The sequence below is a fragment of the Sinomicrobium soli genome, assembly GCF_003285545.1.
Taxonomy (GTDB): domain Bacteria; phylum Bacteroidota; class Bacteroidia; order Flavobacteriales; family Flavobacteriaceae; genus Sinomicrobium.
This window is the reverse complement of sequence record NZ_QLNV01000002.1, coordinates 34,598-60,221: the sequence shown is the minus strand read 5'-3', so window position 1 is coordinate 60,221 and position 25,624 is coordinate 34,598. Positions and strand designations below refer to the sequence as shown.

The window sequence follows — 25,624 nt, the reverse complement described above, 5'->3', positions numbered from 1 at the left end:
TTATAACATTTATGAAAGCTATAAAAATATCATCTCTGGGAATTTTCTTCACGGTATTGCTGCTGCTTAACGGCTGTGAATCTTCCCTCGATCCCGATATCTTTTCGGAGACCACCCCCGAACAGCTGTTTAACTCTATAGACGGAGTGGAATCCGTACTTTACGGCGCGTATTCCAGTGTTTCGGCAATGAATATCAATGAGGCAGCAGAGGGATTAATAACCAGTGAAACGATGACAGATGTCATGTTTGTGACCGACGGGGCCATTAATAACTGGGCCACTAATTTTCAGGATTTTGTTCTGGACGGTGTGGGCAGCGTGATATACGGGGTATACTGGAACCAACCCTATCAGGGAATCCGCAATGCCAATGTCATCCTGGAGAATATCGGGGAGGCCAATATTTCCGAAGAGGAGAAAACCCTGATATCGGCCGAGGCGAGATTTGTTCGGGCATGGGGATATTATAATCTCTATCTCCGGTTCGGCCCCACACCACTGAGAACGAGTTCGGAACAGCCACAGAGTATACCGAGGGCTACTGAAGAAGAAATGAAGGAGTTCATAGAAACGGAATTTCTTGAAGTGATCGACGACCTGCCCGATCCGGGAGAAGAACAGGCATACGGAAGGGCTCATAAGGGAGCGGCCATGGCTTTTCTGACCAAATTTTATCTGAATACAGGGCAATGGCAGAAATGTGCAGATATGGCCCAGGAGGTAACAGATCTCGGACATTATGGGATATACCCCGGTTATTTCGAGCTTTTTCAGGAAGGAAACGAAAGAAATAATGAATTTATCTGGGTGCGCACCTCTAAAGCCGATTTAGACAGGACAGCCAGTATCAGTTATATGAATTATGCATATCCCGTCAATTTTGCCAGTCACCCTGCCTCCGGGCTGACAATGTGTGAAGGGTGCAGGATTTTCGGTACGGACCTGAGGATGAGGGACGATTTCTTTAACTCTTTTGATGAGGATGATGAGAGAAAATCACTTATTATTACAGAATATATCAATACCGATGGTGAACTGATAGATCTCATGCCGCCGAATGATAATCCCAGGCCGTTTAAATACTGGCCGGGTGAGGATTTTGCGGGGCCGTCATACGGCAATGACATACCGGTGATAAGGTATGCCGACATCCTCCTGTCCAGGGCAGAAGCATTAAACCGCCTGAACGGACCGAACCAGGAATCCATAGACCTGATCAATGAGATAAGGGAACGTGCAAATGTAAAAGAACTGGAGTTATCCGATTTTACCTCCTCAGAAGAACTCAATGATGCTATCCTTGAGGAAAGAGGCTGGGAGTTTTATCTTGAAGAACAACGAAGGGACGATCTGGTCCGTCATGGAAAGTTCATCGAAAGGGCACAGCAAAGAGGGCTTCCGGCAAGGGATCATCAGGTGCGCTACCCGATACCTGATTTTGCCATGAATGCCAATCCTTTGCTGGAACAGAATCCAGGTTACAGATAATACCATAAATTATAATATTGTACCCATGCGAATATTTAAAATAAGCTTGTTTTTACTACTGGGGTTGAGCAGTTGCAATGAGCCGGACAGATCAAAACCCGCACAAACTACAGAAGATCAGTCCGGCCCGGATAACTTTAAAATTATAAAGTTCAACAATCCCGGACTGGAGGTTGATCTGGGAGTGGGCTTATGGGCAAGTCCCATCCCGATGGATTTTGATGGTGACGGTGACCTCGATCTTCTCGTATCGTGTACCGATGCCCCTTATTCCGGTACCTATCTGTTTGAAAACAAATCGGAACAGACCGATGGCAGTACGGTTTTCGAAAAACCTGTCCGCGTTGCCGAAGGTATTAGAAACGTTTCTGTTTCCTATATCGGTGATGAGCCCAGAATACTGGGGCCTGGTCTTGAATATGAAGATTTCCGCAAGCAGCTTTACAACCAGCCCCTGGGTATTTTCAATGCCCACAGTATTCTGAAAGACTTTCCCAAAAGGCGTTTCAGCCAGTGGCAGTATGTGGATTATGAAAACGATGGTGACCTGGACCTTATCATGGGTGTCGACGATTGGGAACCATATGGCTGGGACGAGGGTTTCGATGAGAATGGCAAATGGAAAAAAGGGGATCTGCACGGTTATGTTTACCTGATTACCAATGAAAACGGGAAAATGGTCAACAAGGGAAAACTAAAGACTGCAAAAGGAAAGCCGTTGGATGTGTACGGGAATACCACCCCGAATATAGAAGATTTTGACGGCGACGGCGATCTCGATATTATTTGCGGGGAGTTTGTAGACACCTTTACCTGGTTTGAAAATACCGGTTCGAGAGAAAACCCGGAATATGCAGAAGGAAGGCTGTTGAGCAATGAAGACGGCCTGGTAGCCATGGACCTGGAGATGATGAAACCCGTTGCCCTGGACTGGAACGGCGACGGCACCATAGACCTGATTGTAGGAGATGAAGACGGACGGGTTGCCTTTATAGAGAATACCGGGAAAAAAGAAGATAACATGCCGGTATTTAAATCGCCCGTATATTTGAAACAAAAGGCAGACGATGTGAAATTCGGGGGGCTTGTTACTCCCTATAGTGTAGACTGGGACGGGGACGGAGATGAGGATCTTATCTGTGGAAATACCGCCGGGTATATTGGCTTTATTGAGAACCTCGGTAACGGTAACGATGGTTTCCCCAAATGGGCGGCCCCCGAATATCTGAAGGCAGACGGGGAGATCATTCGTATTCTTGCGGGAGAGAACGGCTCCATCCAAGGCCCCGCAGAAAGAAAATGGGGGTATACCACCTTAAGTGTTGCCGATTGGGACGGTGATGGTTTGCACGATATTATCATCAATTCTATCTGGGGTAAAGTGGAATGGTACAAGAATGTGGGAACCCGAAAAGAACCCCGGCTGGCCAAACGTGAAAGCGTAAAAGTAGCCTGGGGAGATAGCGATATTCCCAAACCCGCCTGGAACTGGTGGAATCCGGGAAAGGAAGAACTTTCCACACAGTGGAGGACCACTCCTTTCGCTACAGACTGGAACAGGAATGGCCTGACAGACCTGATCATGCTGGATCACGAAGGTTACCTCGCCTTTTATGAGCGGTTTAAAAACGATGACGGTGAGTTATACCTAAAACCCGGAAAACGTATCTTTAAAGACGAAAACGGGAGCGATTTAAGACTGTCTGCCAATAAGGCCGGAGGCAGCGGGAGGAGAAAACTGACCTTTACGGACTGGGATGGTGATGGGGACCTCGATTTGCTGGTAAACGGTAAAAATGTGGATTTTTATGAAAATACCGGTGATAAGGACGGCCAGGTACGGTTTGAGAACAGGGGACCGGTATCCCCGCAACGACTGGCCGGACATACCACAAGCCCTACAACGGTAGATTGGGACGGCGACGGGGTCAGGGACCTTCTGGTAGGAGCAGAAGACGGACATCTGTATTGGTTGGAAAATAAAGGCAAATAAACAATGGTACTCAACAGAAAAATAACTTCACTTTTGAGTGTATTCCTTATCGGGGGGTATTACCTGGGGTACGGCCAACAGCAAAAACCCAATATCCTTTTTATCTATACCGATGACCAGGCAGCCTGGGACATAGGTGTCGGAAATAATTACAACGAGGAAGGTCCGGACTATATCACGCGGAAAAATGTGAACGGGGCCTATCAGACCTATTCGCCCAACCTGGACAAGCTGGCAGAAGAAGGCGCTTATTTTACAAACTCTTTTGTCAGCACCCCCGTATGTAGTCCGTCACGGGTCAGCTTACTGACGGGGCAATACGCCAGCGAATACGGCGTATATGATTTTATACCGCCACCGGGGCATAAACTGTACGAGCCCGATAAAGAGATAGGAATGTCCCCGGATAGCCTGACCTTTGCGGAAGTACTGAAAAATAACGGGTATGCCACTGCCCTGGTCGGAAAATGGCATGTGGGAGACTGGCAGAAAGAAACCATGAAAAAATACCATCCCACCAATAACGGGTACGATTATTTTATGGGGCTGACCGGTGGAGGAATATCCCCGAAAGATCCCAAACTGGAGAAAGAAGGAAAACTTCAACGTTTTGAAGGATATACCAGTGATATCTTAACGGAACATGCCATAGGTTTTATCAGGGAAAATGCCGGTCGGCCATTTTTATTGAGCTTGCATTACCGGGCACCCCACGGGCCCTGGCTGCCCTTAAACGATAAGGACTGGAAGCCTTATGAAAACCTGGACCCGGAGATTCCCAATCCCGATTATCCCGGTTTATTGACGGAAGTGGTCAAAAAGAGGATCAGGGAATATATGTCCAGTACCAGTGGCGTGGACAGGAATCTGGGGCGTATTTCAGACCTGCTGAAAGAATTGGGGATAGAAGACAACACTATAGTCATATTTACTTCCGACAACGGGTATAATATGGGGCATAACGGTATCGAACATAAGGGAAATGGTTTCTGGGTTACCAAAGGGCCACACCCTGCAAAGGGCAACCTGGCCAAAAGGTCACGTCCGAACATGTACGACACTTCCTTAAAGGTGCCGGCCATTATCAAATGGCCCGGAGTGATCAGACCCGGAACTGTTTACGACGAGATCATATCCAATCTCGATTGGTATCCCACCCTGGCGGAAATGACACAATCCGATATTCCCTCCGGGAAGATATTAAGGGGAAGAAGCCTGGTGCCCCTGCTGAAGGGAAAGGCAGAGAACTGGCCGGATGATTTCTATGCGGAGTACAGCCAGATCAATTACAGTCAGGCCTATATGCGTACCTACAGGACTCCGGAATGGAAACTGGTGAAAGATTTTTTGAATCCCGGAAGAGATGAGCTGTATCATATAGCCGAAGATCCGGAGGAACACATCAATCTTTTTTCAGGGGAAAGGCCGGAAATAAAACAGGTAAAAAAGGAACTGACGGAACAGATACTGGAAAAGATGAAAGAGATCAAAGACCCGCTTTTGGGGCATTTGGACAAGGATCTGAAAGTAACCGGGAAATTCTATTAGGACATGATACGGGTATCGGATAAAATTTTTGGTCTGGTGTGTTTGCTGCTTATGGTAATAAACGGATATGCACAGCATGGAGAAAAACCTAATATTATACTGATCTATGCCGATGACCTGGGGTATTCTGACGTAGCTGCCTTCGGGAAGGAATACGGTTATGATTTTATAGAAACCCCCAATATAGACCGGCTGGCCACGCAGGGAATGCGTTTCAGGAGTGCCTATGCTCCTGCGCCTATATGCACGGCTTCGCGGGCAGCGATATTAACCGGAAAATCGCCCGCACGATTGGGTTTCGAATTTGTGACCATGAGTGAAGGTGAGAAATACTCATGGGATGATCCCGGCTGGTTACAGCGTTTTGCGGATAAGGCTTTAATACCGCCACCATATACATTGACCTTGCCTCTGGATGAGGTCACGATAGCCGAAGCCTTGAAAAAATACGGGTATACTACGGGGATAGCAGGTAAATGGCATGTAGCGCCCCATTATAAGAGGTACCTGGGCTGGAGCCCGACTCACGGCCCCCTTCAACAGGGGTTTGACTGGGGCAGGGAGACTTACGGTTCACATCCCTATCAAAAGAGTATATTGAAAAGGGAACTGAAAAAATATACCCGGGAAGGAGACTTTCCGACAGATGCTCTGACCGAAGGAGCCATTCAGTTCCTAAAAGATCACAAAGACGATACAACCCCTTTCTTTTTGTATGTAAGCCATTATTATGTACATACCCCTATAGGTGATAATGTAGAGTGGCTGATCGATAAATATATAGAGAAAGGAAAAAAACAAGGAAGGAAAATACCGGGAAAGCAGGCGAGATATGCTGCTTTTGTAGAGCTGTTCGATCATTACGTAGGGCAATTACTGGAAGCGGTAGATGTGCTGGGGCTTGATGAAAATACCTTGATTGTGTTTACGTCAGACAATGGGGGTAACCCCGCTTTTGCCTGTAACGGTCCGTTCCGGGGAAGCAAATGGAACCTGTATGAAGGCGGGGTCAGGGTGCCCATGATTGCCCGATGGCCGGGAAAAATCGAAAAGGGATCGGTATGTGACACACCTTTGATACAAACCGATTTTTTTCCCACTTTTATAGAACTGGCCGGGGGGTCTGTGAATGATCTCAATACCGGGCCGGAACTGGACGGGGTTTCCGTGACCTCCTTATTCCTGGATAAAGACGCCCCCGAAGCATTAAAAAACAGAACTTTTATATGGCATTTTCCCTATTATCATCCCGAAGGAAAAAAATTTGATGAGGCAAGATCACAAATAGGGGTTAATGACGGATACATCAGTCAGACCAGGCCCCAGTCTTCTATCAGAAAAGGCCATCACAAATTAATCTATTTTTATGAAGGTGAAAGCTCCGAGTTATACGACCTGAACAGGGATCATTCGGAATCAGTGAGGATAAAATCAGACGAAGGGGAAGCGTTAAAAAACGAATTGTTAAAAACCCTAAATGACAGGGAAGCCAGGTTTCCGAGGAAAAACGGGAAGTAGGCTTCTAAAACCAACTAATAACTAAATGATGAACAAAACAAGATACGGATTGTTTAAGGTGATGGTACTGTTCTTCAGCCTTACCATGACCATAAAAGCACAGGAGAAGTATAACGTCCTGTTTATTGCCTGTGACGACCTGAGAACAGATCTCGGGTGTTATGGTAATGACCTGGTTAAATCTCCTCATATAGATCAGCTGGCCAGGGAAGGTGTTTTGTTTGACAAGGCTTATTGTCAACAGGCGCTCTGTGCCCCTTCAAGGATATCGGTGATGACAGGGAGAAGGCCTGATAATACAAGATCGTGGAATCTGACGGCTCCCATTCGCCGTACGGATGATGTGGTAACACTTCCCGAACAATTTAAAAAGAACGGCTATTTTACGCAGGACATCGGCAAGATATACCATAACTGGCATGTGGACGGACATGCCGATTACCCGGAATCGTGGAGTGTAGAGCCGGTCATGCATTACGGGACACACAATGACGATGTGCCGCAGGTAAGGGGAAAACTGCCTGAAAATACTGCCGGAACCAAATGGACAAAAAGACTTGATGTTCCCGATGAAGCGTATTATGACGGCCGTATAGCACAAAAAGCGGTAGAAGCTTTACAGGGGTTTTCAGGAAATCCCGGTCAACCTTTCTTTCTGGCGGTGGGTTTCTGGAAACCGCATCTGCCTTTTAACGCTCCCGAAAAATATTGGGACATGTATGATAAAGACCTTATCCCGGCAGTATATAACGGAGATCCGCCCAAAAGGATACCGGAAATTGCCCTGCACGACAGCTGGGAGTTTTTCCGGGGCGAACCCAATACGCTGAGTGAAAGCGATGTACTGGAACTTCGTCATGGTTACCTGGCGGCTGTCTCGTTTCTGGATGCCCAGGTGGGAAAGGTATTAAGCGAACTGAAACGGTTGCAGCTGGATAAAAATACCATTGTCGTGTTCTGGTCAGATCACGGGTTTCAGCTGGGGGAACACTCCTTATGGGGGAAAAACTCGAATTTTGAGAATGATGCCAGGGTACCCTTTATCATCTCCGTGCCCGGAGAAGGCATGAAAGGTCATAAAACCGGGTCTTTGGCAGAATTACTCGATATTTATCCCACGCTTCTTGAATTATGCGGTATTGAAGAACCCGAAGGTATACAGGGAAAGAGCCTTGTGCCCGTTTTAAAAGACGGCAATGCAACAGTAAACGATGCCGTTTTTACCCAGCATCCCCGGCCCATGTATTACAAAGGTAAGCCGGATGTCATGGGATATTCGGTAAGGACCGACCGCTGGCGGTATACGGAATGGCTCGATTTTGATACCCGGGAAATTGTAGACCGGGAACTTTACGATCATTACTACGATGATAAAGAGAGTATTAACCTGGCCCGTGAAAAAAGATTCCGGAAGGTGGTGGATGAGCTACACCGGAAACTTCAGGGTGCCATTGTTGAGCCTCTCGTGAAAAGGTGAAAAAGATCATGTCGGAAAAGGAAATGAGTCGAATTAATACAAATGATATGTGCTTGAAATATATTTTATGGATAACCGTTTTTCTGGGGATGTTTTCCGGAGCATATGCACAGGACCCTCCCAATGTCATACTGATCCTGGTTGATGATATGGGGATAGGAGACGTTTCTTCGGTAAACGGCGGATTGAACAGGACCCCTGCCCTGGATGCCCTGAAAGATGGAGGAATATGGTGTAATGCCGCTTACTCCGGTTCGGCGGTATGTGCTCCCGCAAGGGCCTCCCTGCTCACCGGGAAGTACCCGCACAGGACCGGGGTGGTAAGTCTGAGTATGGCTACGGAACCGTGGTTTACCAGTTTAAAGACCAGTGAAGTCACTATGGCCGATGTGTTCAGGGCCAACAATTACAAAACCGCGTTGGTAGGAAAATGGCACCTGGGAATGTTACCGCCTTTTCATCCGCTGAAACGCGGTTTTGATGAAAGTTATCACTTTGTTGGCCCCGATTTAAAAACGTATTACAATTTTACACTGGACGAAAACGGTAACAGGAAAAAATATAAAAACGAGTATCTCGATGATGTGCTTACGGAGCATGCCGTAAATTTTATAAAAAGCAATAAGGAAACTCCCTTTTTCATGCATTTGGCCTACTCTGCCCCTCACCGTCCGCTGGGAGGCCCCCGGGAACTGGTAAATCATTACCTTGAAAAGGGATTTGATGATAAAACGGCCAAGGTGTACGCCATGATAGAGGCCATGGATAAAGGGCTTCAGAAACTGGTAAATACCCTGGAAGAGCTTGGGATCAGTGAGAACACACTTGTCATTTTTGCAAGTGACAACGGTCAGGATCCCGGCGCCGGTACCCGGTTCAACATGGATCAGAAGGGAAAAAAATACACGGTATACGAGGGAGGGATTCACATTCCCCTGCTGTTTTACTGGCCCGGGCATTTTGCTCCGGGACAGGTTGACGATGTAGTACACTTTACAGATATATTCCCGACTCTTGTAGATATATGCGGGCTGAAGGCTGCCGGGCGGGTGAAAAAAGATTTTGACGGAGTAAGTCTTTCGGCAATCCTACAGGGAACTTCAGGAAGTAAATTGCCCGAAGCCAGATTCTGGCAGTGGAACCGGCATAAACCGTTTTACAGTCATAATGCAGCAGTAAGGCTTGGAGACTGGAAACTGGTCCGGCCTTTTAAAGACCTGGATCATATCACAGGGGAATCCGGCCTTAAGCCTTTACTTTACCATATAAGGGAAGATGCTTCGGAATCCGGTGACCTCTCTGCCAAATATCCCGGTAAGGTAAGGCAGATGTTGAAAATGCTGGAAAAATGGAGTGCGCGGGTGGAAAAGGACCGCCTGAAGAATACTGATTTTAAAGATGAGAAGCTTATTAATATGTAATAAATTATGCAGGATACTTTAAATATAAAAGGAATTATACCACCTATGGTAACTCCTTTGACTTCGGAACAGGAAATAGACCTGGAGGGAACACAGAAACTGGTTGAGCACCTTGTCAACGGCGGGGTACACGGTATATTTATATTGGGAACGACCGGGGAGGCTGCAAGCCTGAGCCTTGAAAAAAGGCTTCGTTTTATGCAGGAAGTCCTGCAACTTGTGGACAATAAGGTTCCCGTACTGGTGGGCATAACCGATTCCATTCACGAGGTTAGCCTGGAAATTGCCGAAAAAGCCGGTGAACTGGGAGCTTCTGCCGTAGTTTCCGCTCCTCCCTTTTACTATACATTGGGGCAGGAAGAACTCATTGATTATTACGAAGGACTGGCAGACAGATCTCCTCTTCCCGTGTTTCTTTACAATATGCCTTCCAATACCAAGATTTATTTCGAGCTTAAAACCGTCATGCGGCTGGCACAGCATCCGAATATTATCGGACTGAAGGACAGTTCGGGAGATTCCAAATATTTTCAGAACCTCATATTCAATTTAAAGGAAATACCGGGTTTTTCACTGTATGTAGGCCCGGAGGAAATTCTGGCGGAAACAGCCCTTATGGGAGGATCGGGAGGAATTTGCGGAGGAGCCAACCTCTTTCCGGAATTGTATGTGCAGCTTTATGAAAGCGTGGTACAAAAGGAATATGTACGGGTTATGGAACTACAGCGGCTCGTTATGGAGATCAGTAACCATCTGTATACGGTAGGAAAACACCAGTCCAGTTATCTGAAAGGGGTAAAAGCCGCTCTTGATGGTCTGGGATTGTGCAGGAATATTATGGCTTTGCCTTTACAGGCATTCCGGGAAAAGGAATATCGTATCATATGCAATCATCTGGATTTTCTCAGGGATAAAGTAAATGCACATATAAACAATAATAAATAGATAATGAAGCTACCCGTTGCAGACCTGAGTGTCTTTTTTATATATATGCTTGCCATAATTCTTTTTGGTATTTCCTTTTCGTTCAGGAAAAGATCCTCTGATGACTATGTCAAGGGAGGGGGGAAAATACCCTCCTGGGCTATCGGAATGTCTGTTTTTGCCACTTTTGTAAGCAGTATCAGTTTCCTGGCATTGCCGGGCAAGGCCTATTTGTCGGATTGGAACGGATTTGTCTTCAGCCTTTCCATTCCCCTGGCGGCAATCCTTGCTGTTGTGTTTTTTGTCCCTTTATACAGAAGTTTACAGAGCAATTCTGCCTATTATTATCTCGAACAGAGGTTCGGCCTCTGGGCCAGGATATATGCTTCCGCATTTTACCTGCTTACACAAATTGCGCGTATGGGGGCAATTCTCTACCTGCTGGCCCTGCCCATGAACGCCCTGCTGGGATGGGATATCAGTACCATAATCATACTCACGGGGGTGAGCGTCACCATTTATGCCATGTTTGGCGGGATAGAAGCGGTGATCTGGACCGATGCGATACAGGGGATCATCCTTATAGGCGGGGCTATCGCTACGGTGTTGGTGATCTGTTTTTCCATACCCGGAGGGGCAGGGGAAATTTTTCGTATAGCAGAAGAGCAACACAAGATGAGCCTGGGAAGTTTTGATTTTAACTTTGTGGAATCGACCTTCTGGCTGATCTTCGTTTACGGGTTGTTTATCAACCTCCAGAACTTCGGGATAGACCAGAGCTATATCCAGCGCTATATCACCGCCAGGAACAATAAGGAGGCGGTGCGTTCCACCTTGTTCGGGAGTTTGCTCTATATTCCCGTTTCCCTGCTCTTCTTTTTTATCGGGACCGCGCTTTTTGCCTATTATCAGAGTATGCCCGGACTGTTGCCCGAAGATCTGAGGGGGCTGGAGAATGCTGATAAGATCTATCCCTATTTTATAGTTAATGAACTCCCCAGGGGGATAACAGGCTTACTGATAGCTTCGATCTTTGCCGCGGGAATGAGTACCATATCGACAAGTATAAACAGTTCGGCAACCGTTATCCTGACCGACCATTACAAGCGTTATATTAAGAAAAACCTGTCTGCCGGGGGAGAAATGAAGGTATTGCTCGTATCTTCCCTGATCATGGGGAGTACGGGGATAGGAGCAGCCCTGCTTTTAAACGGAGTAACCAGCGCACTGGATGCCTGGTGGGCGTTATCCTCTATTTTCAGCGGTGGGATACTGGGACTTTTTCTATTGGGATTCATTTCCCGGAAGGTTACCGGCAAGTTTGCGTTTGTAAGCGTGGTAACCGGGATACTGGTCATTTGCTGGATGAGCCTTTCTCCTTTCTTTCCCGCAGCGTGGGAAGGGATGAAAAGTACTTTTCACGCCAACCTGACCATAGTCCTGGGAACAGTAACCATCTTATTTACGGGATTTGTTTTAACCCTGCTTTTTTCCGGAAGGCAGGTGCCGGTTTCGAAGTGAAACCGTATGGCGGGAAAGATGGTCTTTATGCCTGGCGGGCTTGTTTTGCAATGGTTGAATTATAAATAATCATACATGAAAAAATACATATTATTACTGTTTTTGGGCGCTCAGTTAGTGCTCCGGGGCCAGTCGTCCGGACTGATAGCTGACGATATAGCTGTTTTCTATCCCGAAAATTATGAAGCAGAACGTCATCAGCCTTCGTTTGCCATAAAAAGAGAATTGGAGATCAGGGGGAAAATACCCCGGCAGTGGACGTTAATACCGCAGTTTGGTTATGACGGGGAGAACAGCACCGTAAAAATTGATATTGATGAAGATGTCGACCTCTACGGGAACGGGGAGGTTACGGGTAGCCTCCGGAGAAACGGGACCTCGGTGGAACTTTGGAATACCGATAATTATGTGTATAAAAAGCACGAAGGAAAACGGTTGTACCAGTCACATCCCTGGTTGTTGGGGGTAAGGCCTGACGGCACTGCGTTCGGGGTGCTTGCGGACAATACATGGAAACAGGATTTTGACCTGAAAGACGATATCGCGATCACCAGTTACGGACCCCCTTTCAGAATGGTCATTATCGAAAAGAATTCTCCCCAGGAAGTCATGCATGCCCTGGCAGACCTGATCGGTACTATTCCTATGCCGCCGCTCTGGGCCTTGGGATATCAGCAATCACGGTATTCTTACTATCCTTCCGACAGTGTGCGTTATATTGCCAGGGAATTCAGGAAGCGGAAAATACCGGCCGATGTGATCTGGATGGATATCGATTATATGGACGGATACCGTATTTTCACTTTTGATAAGCAGGGATTCCCGGACCCCCGGAAGCTCAATCGCGACCTGCATAAACTGGATTTTAAATCGGTGTATATGATAGATCCCGGGGTAAAGGCCGATGAGGATTACGGTATATATCAGCAAGGAACCGAAGGCAGCCATTGGGTTCTGGACCAAAGCGGCAATGCTTTTGTTGGTGAGGTATGGCCGGGAGATTGCGTATTTCCCGATTATACGAGGCCGGAAACACAAAAATGGTGGGCCTCCCTGTACGGGGATTTTATGAAACTGGGTATAGACGGGGTATGGAACGACATGAATGAGCCGGCGGTTTTCGACAGCGATAATTTCACCATGCCCGAAACCAACCTGCATAGGGGCGGGGGTGATTTACCACAGGATATTCACCGGCGCTATCACAACGTTTATGGAATGCTTATGGTAAAGGCCAGCAGGGAAGGGATATTGAAGGCCAGTCCCGGCAAGCGGCCGTTTGTGCTGTCGAGGGCCAATTTCCTCGGCGGGCAGCGATATGCGGCGACGTGGACCGGGGATAACCTGTCTTCATGGGAATATCTGAAACTGTCTGTTCCCATGTCACTGAACCTGAGCCTGTCCGGCCAGCCTTTTAACGGGCCTGATATCGGGGGATTTTCCAAAAATGCCGACGGAGACCTGCTGGCGCACTGGACCGCCATAGGGGTGTATTTTCCGTTTTGCAGGAATCACAGCTCCAAAAATACGACCTCGCAGGAACCCTGGGCATTCGGGGAGACCATAGAAGATGCATCGAGGAAAGCCATCAACAGAAGGTATAAACTGCTTCCCTATCTCTATACCCTGTTCAGAAAGGCCCATACCGCAGGAACACCTGTCATGCAGCCTGTTTTTTTTGCGGATGTAAAAGACCTGTCCTTAAGAGGGGAGGAGGAAACCTTTTTGTTAGGTGAAGACCTGTTGATCATCCCCCAATGGGCTGAAAGGCCCCATTTGCCCGGAGGTAAATGGGAAACCATTCCTTTTGAAGAAGAACAGGATGATTACCAGGCTACCGTAAAACTGAGACCGGGAGCTATTGTGCCCATAGCGGATGAGGTTTTTCAAAGTACGGAAGATTACAACACCCGGAAAATCGTGCTCCTGATCAATCCCGACGAAGAGGGAAAAGCCTCCGGAACACTGTATGATGATGAAGGGAACGGTTTCGGATTTGAGAAAGGCATATATTCCCTACATCGTTTTACCGGTAGCGCAGATGATAATGAGGTAAGGGTAGAGATAAAACAGACCGAAGGAAGCAGAAAATTGCGAAGAGTATATAAAATAGGCTATATACATGACGGGCTGATCACGTATTCCGACTGGTCGGCTGACGAAGTGATCACATTATCGTTAGAGAAATAATGCAATAATACCCGATTATAAATTTAAAACCATTTAACCACTAACTTAAAAACGACGAATTATGAAAACACGAACAACCACTTTACTGATATGTGTCTTAACCCTTATGTGCTCCGCGTTTGTCTCTGGACAGGAGGAAGAAGGAAAACACCTGTTTATCCTTTCCGGTCAGGTCAATATGGCCCTTTTTGATTACGAAAGTTTTTTTACTCCCCTGGTGGAAGAGGAATTTGGCAAGGATAATGTGATAGTAGTCCGCAGTGCCCTGGGAGGTCAGGCCATCAGGCGATGGTATAAAGACTGGAAACCCCTGACAGGGAATGAGCCTAAAGCCCAACCGGCGCTTTTCCGGGCCATTTTCAATGAAGTAAACCCGCTTATAAAAGGGCAGGACCTGAAAACCGTTACCGTGATCTGGATGGGAGGTGAGACGGATGCTGAAGAAGGTTTCGGAAATGTTTATGAACGAAGTTTAAAAGGTTTGTTCCAGCAGTTCAGGGACCAGTTGAAACGGGAAGATATCAATGTGGTGATAGGCCGGTTAAACGACTTCGGATCAGATAAAAAAAAGGAGTACGTCGATTGGGATATGATCAGGGATATTCAGGTAAAAGTTGCCGAGTCGGATGACCGGTATGATTGGGTGGATACGGATGACCTGAATGACGGAAGGGATGAAAATGTCCTGAAGATAAGGCCTCATAATTATCAGACACTGGGCGAACGCTTATTTGAAAAGGCCATTGCGTTAATCGAAAAAAATAAAGGATAACTATCGCTACCCCATTGTTCGGGAAGTAATTGAATAATGGCGAACGGAAAAAAATATGCAAAAAGGAACCGAAGGCAAGATCCCGGGCAAGCCGAAAGGACAGGATGCAGACAAATTCTCGATGTCTGTTGGCAGGGATGAAATCTTATAAGCGTCTTTTGCCATTCTCAGGAAGGTTTTTTAAGTATTTGACATTTTTTTGTGAAAAAAATGTCGATTTGATATAAAAATATATTTCATATTATTTATATTTTTGTCCTGAGGGGTTTTTTGTTTAATGCTACTTAATCGATTAAATTGTTTCGGATACCCCAAATAAAGAATTAATAAGTATGTAAATTATAAAAGTGGGCTTTAATGAAAAAAAATTATTACAATCAGGAAAACATTGATACTCTCTCACTGGAGAAGATGTGTTTTGATGTTTTGTCGAAAGTTTCGTTCAAAGGAAAATACATTATTCTTTTTGTCTTCGGAATGTTGAGTTTACCTGTTTTTTCCTTTACCGCAGGCGAAAGTGTTTCTGGAGCTGCTGCTTTCCTGTACCAGCAGGATCACCTCGATATCAGGGGGCAGGTTGTTGCTGAGGAAGACGGAATGCCATTACCCGGAGTAAACGTTGTTGTAAAGGGGGTTCCTAAAGGAGCCGTGACAGATATGGACGGTTATTACAGCCTTGACAATGTCGCTTCTGATGCAACCCTGGTATTTTCGTATATGGGATTTGTTCCCCAGGAAATACAGGTTAACGGAAAGGCCGTTATCAATGCCATTATGAAAAGTGACCTGAATGTACTCGATGAGGTAGTGGTGATAGGTTATGGTGAGGTAAACCGCAAGGACCTTACGGGCTCTGTGGGGCAGGTAAATGTAGATGAACTGAAGAAGGCCCCTGTTTCTTCCTACGATGAAGCCCTTGCGGGACGTATTGCCGGGGTTCTGGTAACTTCCAATGACGGGCAACCGGGTAGTGTACCCAATATAGTTATCCGTGGAGGAAATTCCATCACCCAGGATAATTCTCCTTTGTATGTGGTAGACGGTTTCCCTGTAGAGGATAATGACAACAGCTTTTTAAATCCGGACGATATCGCATCCATAGATATTCTTAAAGATGCTTCTGCTACTGCCATTTACGGGGCCAGGGGAGCCAACGGGGTAGTGGTCATCACCACTAAATCGGGAAATGTAGGCAAACCGGTTATAGAGTTTGATACTTATACGGGATTTCAGGAAGACCTCAACAGGCTGGAACTTCTGGATGGATATGAATTTGTAAAACTGCAACAGGAACTCAGCCCGGAATACGCAACAAGAATTTATCTCGACAGTGTAGGCAGGACATTGGACGACTATAAAAACCTGAAAACCATAGACTGGTATAAAGAATCGATGCAAACAGCACCTATTCAAAGCTATAATTTGTCTATGAGAGGCGGAACAAAACAAACCAGGTACTCTGTATCGGGCTCTTTTTTTGATCAAAAAGGGATTTTTATAAATACCGGTTTTAAAAGATATCAGGCACGCCTGAGGCTGGACCAGAAGATCAATGATAAAGTAGATATTAACTTGAATGTAAATTATGCCAATGTAAACAGAAAAGGGACTATTGTTTCTGAAGATGATGGAGGTGCCAATGCAAATATTATGAATAATATCTGGGCTTACAGGCCGGTTACGACACCTTTGGAGGATGATATAGAATTTGAAGACCAGTTGCTGGATCCCGAGGTTAACCCGGGGGTGCAGTTCAGGGTCAACCCCAAGCTACAACTTGAAAATTCATTCAGGGAAAGAATCAGTGAAAATCTTTTTACGAACATCAGGTTAAATTACAGGTTGCTGGACGGGTTGAAGTTAAGTATTACCGGAGGGGTGAATATGATAAACCAGGAAAACAATGCTTTTGACAATTCCAAAACCCGTTCCGGAAGTACTATTTTTCCTTTTTCCATCGGAGTAAACGGGAGCAGGCGATTCATAAAAAAGAAGGTCTTTACCAATGAAAACACATTGACCTATGACAAACAATGGGATAACAGGAAGCATAAGCTCAATGCCGTTATCGGTTTCACACAGCAGTTGGATAAGTTTGAGCTCTCGGGCATGAGTGCTTTCCAGTTGCCTAATGAAAATCTGGGCCTGAATGGTCTTGACCAGGGAACCCCGAGGGAAATTTTTGCAGAGAAGAACAGCTTCAGTTTACAAAGTTTTCTGGGAAGGGTAAATTATACCTTGATGGACAAATTCTTGTTCACGGCTTCTTTTCGTGCAGATGGCTCTTCTAAATTTGCGCCGGGAAACCGATGGGCCTATTTTCCTTCCGGAGCTTTTGCCTATAAACTGGGACAGGAAGACTTTATAAAAAAGAGCAATGTGATATCAGACCTGAAACTGAGGGTCAGTTATGGTAAAACAGGAAATAACAGGGTTTCGACCTTTGCCTATTTATCAGAATTAAACAGCGGACTTAATAACGGGTACTCTTTCGGCAATGAAATTCCCCGGTTGGGAGCGATCACTAATGTTCTGACCAATCCGGAATTAAAATGGGAAACGACCGATCAGGTAGATACCGGGGTAGACCTGTCTTTGTGGAATGGCCGCTTTAACTTTACGGCGGATTATTATTACAAGGAAACCAATGATCTTCTGTTACGGGCACAATTACCCAATTCTTCAGGGTATTTGCGGGCCTTTAAAAATGTGGGTTCTGTTTCTAACGAAGGCCTGGAATTTTCTTTCAACTCCATTAACATCAGTAAACCCGAATTTCAGTGGTCTACCAATTTCAATATTTCATTTAACAGGAATAAAGTCCTGGCCCTGACCGAAAACCAGGAAGAATTAACCTCGAGTATAACCATAGTAGGGTCTGTTAATAATTCGGTGTATACTGCAAAAATCGGGGAACCTGTTGCCCAGTTTTACGGACTGGAAGCTGACGGGCTTTATCAGGTCGGTGATTTCGATCTTACCGAGGAAGGCGATTTTGTGCTGAGGGATGAATTTCCGGCCAACGGGGCACCCCGGGCAAATATTCAACCCGGAGATGCGAAATATGTAGATCAGAACGGTGACGGGGAGATCAATCTTGACGATTATACGGTAATAGGGAACCCAAACCCTGATTTCTACGGGGGGTTTTCCAATAATTTTAGGTTTAAGGGATTTGACCTGAATGTGTTGTTTCAGTATTCTTACGGGAATGATGTTTTCAATGCCAATAAGGTCAATTTTGAAAACGGCAGGTTTATAGGAACAAACTCCAACCAGTTTGCCAGTATGGCAGATCGGTGGACTTTTGATAACCAGGATACCGACATTCCCAGGCTCAATGGTCTGGGGGCTAATTTTTATTCTTCAAGGCTGGTTGAGGACGGATCTTTTATCCGGCTGAAAACGGTTTCCCTGGGATACAATTTCGGAGATCACATTCTGGAGACGCTTCAACTGAATGCCTTGCGGATATATGTCTCGGGACAAAACCTTTATACCTGGACCAAGTATACCGGGGTAGACCCCGAAGTTTCGACCAGGCACACCCCTCTTACTCCCGGATTTGACCTATCGCCCTATCCGAGGATGAGAACCATTATTATGGGAGTTAATGTATCGTTTTAATCTTTAAAATATTGTGAAATACCCGTCCGACCCGATACTGTCAGATCAATCCGGGTATTTCATCAGACCGTCGAAAAACAAAATAAATGTCAATTATGAAAACAAAACTATATTGTATCCTGTTGCTTCTGTGTACAGTATTTCATAGCTGCTCTTTAGACAGAGATCCTGAAGATTTTATTTCTACAACACACTATTACAACACGGAAGAAGAATTGAGTTCTGCCCTTGTTGGTGTGTATAATGTTCTGGGAGAACGCTTCCTGTTTTCAGCAGCCGGGAAATCATTGGTGACTGATTTTGACGCCGCCGATGAAATGTATCTGACTAACAGTAATGCCGTAAACAGTACGGCAATCTACAGCTATAGTGCAACCGATGAAAATTCCAACAGTGTATGGGGAGCATTATACCGGGGTGTGGAAAGGGCCAATCTGGTACTGGTGAATGCAGATAAGCCCGATATGGATGAAGATAAAAGAGAGATCATCAAAGGGGAAGCCAAATTTTTAAGGGCGTTTTATCATTTCATCCTGGTCCAGAATTTCGGGGATATCCCCTTGAGGACGGAACCTACGGCTTCTGTAAGCGATGTTTTTAATGAACGCGTACCCGCCAGTGAGGTATATGAGTTTATTTATAATGAAATGGTAGAGGCAGAAGGGATGGTGCCTGAAATTACAGCTTATGACCATGCGGGTAGGGTAACCCGGTCTGCCGTGCAGGGCATGCTGGCAAGGGTTTCCCTGTTTATGGCAGGCTATCCGAATAATATTGAAGGGAAGTATGAAGATGCATTGCACTGGGCGGAAGAGGTGATCAATGGAGGCTATCATGAACTGAATCCGGATTATTCCCAGGTGTTTATCAATTTAATTCAGGATAAATACGATACCAGAGAAAGTATATGGGAGGTGGAATTTTTCACTACCGGTTCAGGAGAAATATACAATAACCGTGGATTTTTGGGGATACAGAATGGCATTTTAAACAGGGAAACCTCCTATGGTGTTGCCAATCCGGCTCACAGGATACATGCTTTTTTATACGATAAATACAATGATGCCGATATGCGAAGGGACTGGGCCATAGCCCCGTATTCTTATGCCAACAACAGGGCCCCGGATAAGAATTATGCCCAGGAGGATGCTATATATTCCCGGTATATCGGGAAATACCGCAGGGAGTTTGAACAAATTCAAAACCCCGGAAACTGGAACGGGACCAATTTCCCCCTACTCAGGTATGCCGACGTCCTTTTGATGGCGGCGGAGGCAGAAAACGAGATCAATGGCCCTACCTCAAAAGCCCTGGATTATATCAACCAGGTAAGGAGAAGAGCCTTTGCCGACGGGAAATCCGTAAAAGACATCGTAGTAACCGATGGCGGAAGCGGATATACCAATAATTCCAATATTTCCATTGAAGTACAGGGCAGTGCCAGCTATTCCGCAGGGCAGGATACCTTAAGCCTTCAGCCGGTAATCAACGGAGGGGCCATTACGGATATCAGGATCGTGTCAAGAGGGACCATGTATGACGCACAACCCTCGGTGACCATCACTTCAGATACCGGGGAAGGGGCCCAGGCAGAGATCGTGTTGGCTTCGGATAGTGATATGCTGGTCACAGCGGGGAGCAAAGAAGAGTTCCGCCGGATTATCCGGGAAGAAAGGTCCAGGGAACTGGCATTTGAAGGTTGCAGAAGGCTGGACCTCATCCGTTGGGGGATCCTGGTAGAACATATGAAGGAACTGGCGGAATATGTAGAACAAACCGCCCCCAATAACTTTCAGCATGCCGCAAAGGCCGGTAATAACGTAGAGGAAAAACATATTTATATGCCCATCCCGAACTGGGAATTATCGGTCAATCACAACATGACACAAAACCCGGGTTGGTAAATCAATAAGATAAAAACATAAATCATGATGCAATTATACTTTAAACACAGGTTATCGTTATGGTTAATAGCGATAGGTGTTTTCTGCCTGGGAATGGTTTCCTGCGACAACAATGATGATGGAGAAGTAGAACAATCGGTCACATTAAGTGTAGAAAGTGCAGTAGACATGGGGATAGGGGACAAGATATTGGTCAGACCGATATTTGAGCCTGTTTCCGAACCCAGGCGTTCGTATACGTGGAAATCCAGCGATTCGAGCCTTGTCGATATTTTTGTAAATCACGACAAATCTTCCATCATTACCGCTTTGAGAAACGGTAGTACCACTGTAGAATTCTCCTCGAATGACGGGGCGGTAAGCACGTCTTTCGAGATACATGTAGAAACTGTAGGAGGGGACGACGGTATTCTCAAGGTACTTGCTATCGGGAACAGTTTTTCTGAAGATGCGGTGGAGAACAACCTGTACGAACTCGCCCGGGCCGAAGGGGTAACCATGGTTATTGGTAACCTTTATATAGGGGGGGCTTCCCTGGAACGGCACTGGAACAATGCACAATCGAATGCTACGGCCTATAATTACAGAAAGATCTCGACAGACGGGAATAAAACGAGAACGCCTGGTGCCAGTATAGAAATGGCGATATTGGATGAGAACTGGGATTATATAAGCTTTCAACAGGTAAGCGGCCATTCCGGAGAGTACGATACCTACATCACCCCGCTTACTGGATTGCTGGAATATGCCAAAGAAAAAGCCACGAATACGGAAACCGGGTATATTTTACATCAGACATGGGCCTATGCACAAAATTCCACTCACGCCGATTTCCCGAGGTATGACCGGGACCAGGAACAGATGTACCAGGCGATCATGGAAACGGTAAGCCGGATTGAAAACGAGTTTGAATTTGACCTTGTCATACCTTCCGGAACCGCTATTCAGAATGGCAGGAACACCCTTGTCGGGGACTATTTTAACAGGGACGGATACCACCTGGATATGGGGATCGGAAGATATACTGCAGCCTGTACCTGGTTTGAAGCACTTACGGGAATTAATGTGACAGGAAATGCTTATGCTCCCGAAAGTGTAAGCGGGATACAAAAGGAAATTGCACAACATTCGGCCCATGCAGCCATTTTACAGCCTTATGCGGTTACTGTTCTTGAGGACTACCAGCCCGAAGAGGAGGAAGAAGAAGAGGTACCTTCGGGAGCGGCAATTTATATAAATTTGGGGACCAGAACCGCTCCTGTGTGGAATACCCTTGATAATCATGTAGAAGGTACTTCCATTGAAGACCTGAAAAACAGCGATGATGAATTTACGGGTATATCGGTGACGATAACGCAACGCTTTAATGGAATTAATACAGGCGGCCCCAATACTACCGATACCGGTAATTGGACTATACCGGGGGAGGTGTCTTCACAATCTTACTTCGGAAATGCAAAAGGGGTATGGGAAAATATGGAAATAACACAAAGTCAATTGACTTTATCAGGACTGGATACCGGTAAAACGTATAAATTCTGTTTTTTTGGTGCCCGATCGGGAGTTAGCGACAACAGGGAGACCAGGTACACCGTTTCCGGAGCCAATGAAGAAGCGGTCAGTTTACAAACTGCCGGCAATAGTTCGGAAACAGCTTGTACCGACGAAATATCGCCTGATGCTCAAGGGAAGATCGTCATTGATATTACGGCAGGGGACAATAACAATAATGGCAATGGCTTTTTCTACCTCAATGCAATGCAGATAATTCCGGTAGAAGAATAGATACTGAAAAAACAGTGACAACTGTAACACGCAAAAATAGTAATAAAGCAATGAAACATTTTAAGAATACCCTCTGGCTTGCCTTATTCTTTTGTACCATAGCTGTGGTAAATGCACAAAGGAAGAAAGCATCTCCGGAAAAAAAAGAATTCCAGATCGTGAAATACAATAATCCGGGCCTCGAAGTAGATTTGGGGGTAGGGCTTTACGGGCATCCTATTCCCGTGGATTATGACGGTGATGGTGATATGGACCTGCTGGTCAATTCTCCCAATAAACCTTATTACGGCGTATATTTATTTGAAAATGTATCGGGAGAAGATATTCCCGTATTCGCCAAACCCCGGCTTTTGGGAGAGGGTATAAAGAGCTTCAGTGTTTCCTATATGGAGGGCAAGGGTGAACCTGTGGTTTTTATGAAAAGGGAAGAGCTGACCGACTTCAGAAAAAGCCTTGACAAAAAGACCAAAGAAGTTGACATAGCGCATGACAGCGGGCATATAGGCTATGTGGATTACGACGGTGACGGAGACAAGGATATTTTTGTCGGCGTCTCCGATTGGTCGGATTACGGCTGGGACAATGCTTTTAACGAAAAAGGGGAGTGGACCCGTGGTCCGCTGCACGGTTATGTAATCCTTTATAAAAATGAGAACGGAAAATATGTAAATCAGGGAAAAATACAGGCCGGGGGTAAGGATATTGATACCTACGGAATGCCCACTCCCAATTTTGCCGATTTTGACGGTGACGGTGACCTTGACATAATCTGCGGGGAGTTTATGGATAAACTGACCTGGTTCGAAAACACAGGGACCCGTGAAAACCCCGAGTATGCCGAAGGGAGGCGATTGACAGACAGCGGGGGAACGGAGATCCGCCTGGACCTTCAGAAAATTTACCCGGTAGCTTTTGACTGGGACCGCGATGGCCATACAGATCTTCTGGTAGGCGATGAAGACGGGCGGGTAGCGCTGATAAGAAACACCGGTGAAGTAAAAGACAATATGCCCGTTTTCGAAGCTCCGTTTTACCTTAAACAGGAAGCAGACGACCTTAAATTCGGGGTATTGGCCACTCCCTATAGCGTTGACTGGGACAATGATGGCGATGAAGACCTTATCGTAGGGAATTCTGCCGGGCAAATAGGGTTTATAGAAAACCTCGGGGGTAATCCTCCCAAATGGGCAGCCCCGGTATTACTGGAATCAGAAGGTAAACCTATCAGGATATTGGCCGGGGAGAACGGTTCCATACAGGGGCCGGCAGAGGCAAAATGGGGATATACGGTACTCTCGGTAGAAGACTGGGATGGTGATGGCCTGAAGGATATCGTTGTCAATTCGATATGGGGAAACATAGAATGGTATAAAAATACAGGTACCCCGACAGCACCGAGGCTTTCCGAACGGAAGAAGGTTAAAATAGACTGGCAGGGGGCTCCCCGGAAACCGGAATGGGTATGGTGGACCCCGGAGGCTAATGACCTGGTAACCCAATGGAGGACCACTCCCTATATGACAGACTGGAACAAAGACGGGCTAATGGACCTGATCATGCTTGACCACGAAGGTTACCTGGCCTATTTCGAACGTTTTAAAAATAAACAGGGGGAATTGATGTTAAAACCCGGAGAGCGTATCTTTTACGGGGTGAACGGTGTGGCATACAATTCGTGGAACCGGTTGATGAGCGAAAAAGACGAACAGGGACTGCTGCAGCTTAATTCTGAAAAATACGGTAAAAGCGGGAGAAGAAAGTTTACGATCATGGACTGGGATAATGACGGTGATCCTGATTTTGTATTAAATGCCCTGAATGCCGTGATCTATGAAAATGTAAAAGAGGAAGACGGAAATGTTTATCTGAAAAATATCGAGAGGGTAACTAACCTAAGGCTTGCAGGACATACCAGTAATCCTACCAAAGTGATCTGGGGAGACGAGGAGGAACCGTATTTGTTAATAGGCGCTTCTGATGGTCATTTCTATGTTTATAAACGTTAAGCCATGAATAGAAAGCAAAAGTTGAGTGTTTTGGTTATCCTGTCCGTGTTCTTTTTTAAAGCTCATGCTTTTCAAAAGAGCGACAAGCTGGAAGTTTACCCGGTTGATGATGAGATCAGGCAAAGTATGCACAATCCGGCCTATACCGTGAAGGTGAGAACCCCCGGCGGTAAATGGCAGGACGTATTTACCTATAAGGTCCGTGTGGATCTCGACGATCCACAGGAAGCCTCCCTGGCGTATTTCGATTTTGAAGGGACGGTAGAAGTCTCGGTAACCGGAAATACGGGAAAAATTGAGGATGTTGCCATAAGGCCGTTCTCCTGTGATATTTCCCATAAACAGAAAAAGAATACCATTACCTTTACACTGGATCAACCCCGTAAATTGTCTGTTGAATTTAATGGCGACCGTTTTCACAACCTTCATTTGTTTGCCAACGGTATGGAAACGTCCGGGCCTGATCCCTCAGACCCGGATGTGATCTATTTCGGACCCGGTATTCACACACCCGGAGACGATCCTGCCAAAATTTATAGAATTCCGGAAAACAAGACCGTGTATATAGCCGGGGGGGCAGTGGTAAGGACTACTTTTGTCGCCAGTGATGCCAGCAATGTCAAACTTATGGGACGCGGTATTATAGACGGGGGTAAATACGGGCTTAAAATACACAATACCGACAGAGTAAGTATTAAGGATCTTATTTTTATGAATATAAGAAGTTATACGGTTTTCGGAGGAAACAGCAACCATATTCATATAGACAATATAAAGTCGATAAGTTCCGACAGGTACAGCGACGGCATAGACCTGATGAGTTGTAATGAAGTAAATATCAGTAATGTGTTCCTCAGGAACTCTGATGATTGCCTGGCTTTTTACGGGCATCGCTGGGATTATTACGGAGGGGCAAAAAATTACAACATAACCAATGCTGTCTTATGGGCAGATGTGGCACATCCTGTATTTATAGGGATTCACGGCAACCCGGCAGAAGTGGATACACTTCAGAATTTCAGCTTCAGAGATATAGATATCCTGGAGCACGACGAAGACAGCAGGATCTTTCAGGGATGTATGGCGATCAATTCCGGGGATAATACCCTGGTGAAAGAGGTGAGCTTCGAAGATATACGGGTAGAGGACTTTGAAGAAGGGCAATTGTTTAATCTCCGCATTGTTAAAAACGGGGCGTTTAATAAGGTCCCCGGTCGTGGCATAGAGGACATAAGCTTTAAAAACATTCACTATGACGGAAAAAACGGTACTCCTTCGGTCATAGAAGGTTTTGATGCGGACAGGAGGGTCCGGAATGTCAGTTTCGAGAATGTTATTATAAACGGAGAAAAACTTATGGAAGGGTCACAGCACATAAAAATTCTCGGGCATACAGACCGTATAGAATTCCATTGATAAAGAGGAGAAACACAAAGCCCTCTCCCGGT

General features: G+C 45.9%; 15 protein-coding genes. All 15 read left to right on the top strand.

All coding sequences use genetic code 11. The annotated features are described in order from the left end of the window. Positions 1 to 11: 11 nt before the first annotated feature. The 15 genes from DN748_RS02265 (at position 12) to DN748_RS02195 (ending at position 25,592) form a co-directional block, all read left to right on the top strand. Positions 12 to 1,490: a RagB/SusD family nutrient uptake outer membrane protein gene (locus DN748_RS02265; protein ID WP_112370146.1), complete on the top strand. Its 1,479-nt coding sequence runs from the start codon at positions 12 to 14 to the stop codon at positions 1,488 to 1,490. A gap of 25 nt (positions 1,491 to 1,515) precedes the next feature. Further along, on the top strand, positions 1,516 to 3,483 hold the full coding sequence (locus DN748_RS02260) for an FG-GAP repeat domain-containing protein (protein WP_112370145.1): 1,968 nt from the start codon (positions 1,516 to 1,518) through the stop codon (positions 3,481 to 3,483). Positions 3,484 to 3,486: 3 nt separating this feature from the next. After that, positions 3,487 to 5,031, top strand: a complete 1,545-nt coding sequence (locus DN748_RS02255) for a sulfatase family protein (RefSeq protein ID WP_112370144.1) — start codon at positions 3,487 to 3,489, stop codon at positions 5,029 to 5,031. 3 nt (positions 5,032 to 5,034) lie between these two features. After that, positions 5,035 to 6,549: a sulfatase gene (locus DN748_RS02250; protein ID WP_201741403.1), complete on the top strand. Its 1,515-nt coding sequence runs from the start codon at positions 5,035 to 5,037 to the stop codon at positions 6,547 to 6,549. 25 nt (positions 6,550 to 6,574) lie between these two features. Continuing rightward, entirely contained in the window at positions 6,575 to 8,026 is a 1,452-nt protein-coding gene (locus DN748_RS02245) for a sulfatase (RefSeq protein WP_201741402.1), read from the top strand. A gap of 53 nt (positions 8,027 to 8,079) precedes the next feature. After that, positions 8,080 to 9,447 carry a sulfatase-like hydrolase/transferase gene (locus DN748_RS02240; RefSeq protein WP_161554451.1) on the top strand — a complete coding sequence of 456 codons (1,368 nt, stop codon included), beginning with the start codon at positions 8,080 to 8,082 and terminating at the stop codon, positions 9,445 to 9,447. Between the two features lie 6 nt (positions 9,448 to 9,453). Next, on the top strand, positions 9,454 to 10,392 hold the full coding sequence (locus DN748_RS02235; protein WP_112370142.1) for a dihydrodipicolinate synthase family protein: 939 nt from the start codon (positions 9,454 to 9,456) through the stop codon (positions 10,390 to 10,392). Positions 10,393 to 10,395: 3 nt separating this feature from the next. Then, positions 10,396 to 11,892, top strand: a complete 1,497-nt coding sequence (locus tag DN748_RS02230; RefSeq protein WP_112370141.1) for a sodium:solute symporter family protein — start codon at positions 10,396 to 10,398, stop codon at positions 11,890 to 11,892. Between the two features lie 75 nt (positions 11,893 to 11,967). Then, the gene (locus DN748_RS02225) at positions 11,968 to 14,082 is read left to right on the top strand and encodes a TIM-barrel domain-containing protein (RefSeq protein WP_112370140.1); all 2,115 of its coding nucleotides are present in this window, start codon (positions 11,968 to 11,970) and stop codon (positions 14,080 to 14,082) included. A gap of 61 nt (positions 14,083 to 14,143) precedes the next feature. Next, positions 14,144 to 14,854, top strand: coding sequence for a sialate O-acetylesterase (locus tag DN748_RS02220; RefSeq protein ID WP_112370139.1), 711 nt, complete (start codon positions 14,144 to 14,146; stop codon positions 14,852 to 14,854). A gap of 357 nt (positions 14,855 to 15,211) precedes the next feature. Further along, on the top strand, positions 15,212 to 18,481 hold the full coding sequence (locus tag DN748_RS02215; RefSeq protein WP_201741400.1) for a SusC/RagA family TonB-linked outer membrane protein: 3,270 nt from the start codon (positions 15,212 to 15,214) through the stop codon (positions 18,479 to 18,481). Between the two features lie 95 nt (positions 18,482 to 18,576). Next, entirely contained in the window at positions 18,577 to 20,385 is a 1,809-nt protein-coding gene (locus DN748_RS02210; protein WP_161554450.1) for a RagB/SusD family nutrient uptake outer membrane protein, read from the top strand. A gap of 24 nt (positions 20,386 to 20,409) precedes the next feature. Beyond that, positions 20,410 to 22,170, top strand: a complete 1,761-nt coding sequence (locus DN748_RS02205) for a DUF4886 domain-containing protein (protein ID WP_201741399.1) — start codon at positions 20,410 to 20,412, stop codon at positions 22,168 to 22,170. Positions 22,171 to 22,220: 50 nt separating this feature from the next. Continuing rightward, positions 22,221 to 24,176, top strand: coding sequence for an FG-GAP repeat domain-containing protein (locus tag DN748_RS02200; RefSeq protein WP_112370137.1), 1,956 nt, complete (start codon positions 22,221 to 22,223; stop codon positions 24,174 to 24,176). A gap of 3 nt (positions 24,177 to 24,179) precedes the next feature. Continuing rightward, positions 24,180 to 25,592 carry a glycosyl hydrolase family 28 protein gene (locus DN748_RS02195; protein WP_112370136.1) on the top strand — a complete coding sequence of 471 codons (1,413 nt, stop codon included), beginning with the start codon at positions 24,180 to 24,182 and terminating at the stop codon, positions 25,590 to 25,592. The last annotated feature ends 32 nt before the right edge of the window (positions 25,593 to 25,624 follow it).

Excerpts from the sequence above, each read along its gene's own strand:
- DN748_RS02230 (WP_112370141.1), top strand. The coding sequence starts at position 10,396 with ATGAAGCTACCCGTTGCAGACCTGAGTGTCTTTTTTATATATATGCTT.
- DN748_RS02195 (WP_112370136.1), top strand. The coding sequence starts at position 24,180 with ATGAATAGAAAGCAAAAGTTGAGTGTTTTGGTTATCCTGTCCGTGTTC.
- DN748_RS02265 (WP_112370146.1), top strand. The coding sequence starts at position 12 with ATGAAAGCTATAAAAATATCATCTCTGGGAATTTTCTTCACGGTATTG.
- DN748_RS02250 (WP_201741403.1), top strand. The coding sequence starts at position 5,035 with ATGATACGGGTATCGGATAAAATTTTTGGTCTGGTGTGTTTGCTGCTT.
- DN748_RS02220 (WP_112370139.1), top strand. The coding sequence starts at position 14,144 with ATGAAAACACGAACAACCACTTTACTGATATGTGTCTTAACCCTTATG.
- DN748_RS02225 (WP_112370140.1), top strand. The coding sequence starts at position 11,968 with ATGAAAAAATACATATTATTACTGTTTTTGGGCGCTCAGTTAGTGCTC.
- DN748_RS02235 (WP_112370142.1), top strand. The coding sequence starts at position 9,454 with ATGCAGGATACTTTAAATATAAAAGGAATTATACCACCTATGGTAACT.
- DN748_RS02200 (WP_112370137.1), top strand. The coding sequence starts at position 22,221 with ATGAAACATTTTAAGAATACCCTCTGGCTTGCCTTATTCTTTTGTACC.
- DN748_RS02245 (WP_201741402.1), top strand. The coding sequence starts at position 6,575 with ATGATGAACAAAACAAGATACGGATTGTTTAAGGTGATGGTACTGTTC.
- DN748_RS02210 (WP_161554450.1), top strand. The coding sequence starts at position 18,577 with ATGAAAACAAAACTATATTGTATCCTGTTGCTTCTGTGTACAGTATTT.
- DN748_RS02205 (WP_201741399.1), top strand. The coding sequence starts at position 20,410 with ATGATGCAATTATACTTTAAACACAGGTTATCGTTATGGTTAATAGCG.
- DN748_RS02255 (WP_112370144.1), top strand. The coding sequence starts at position 3,487 with ATGGTACTCAACAGAAAAATAACTTCACTTTTGAGTGTATTCCTTATC.
- DN748_RS02260 (WP_112370145.1), top strand. The coding sequence starts at position 1,516 with ATGCGAATATTTAAAATAAGCTTGTTTTTACTACTGGGGTTGAGCAGT.
- DN748_RS02215 (WP_201741400.1), top strand. The coding sequence starts at position 15,212 with ATGAAAAAAAATTATTACAATCAGGAAAACATTGATACTCTCTCACTG.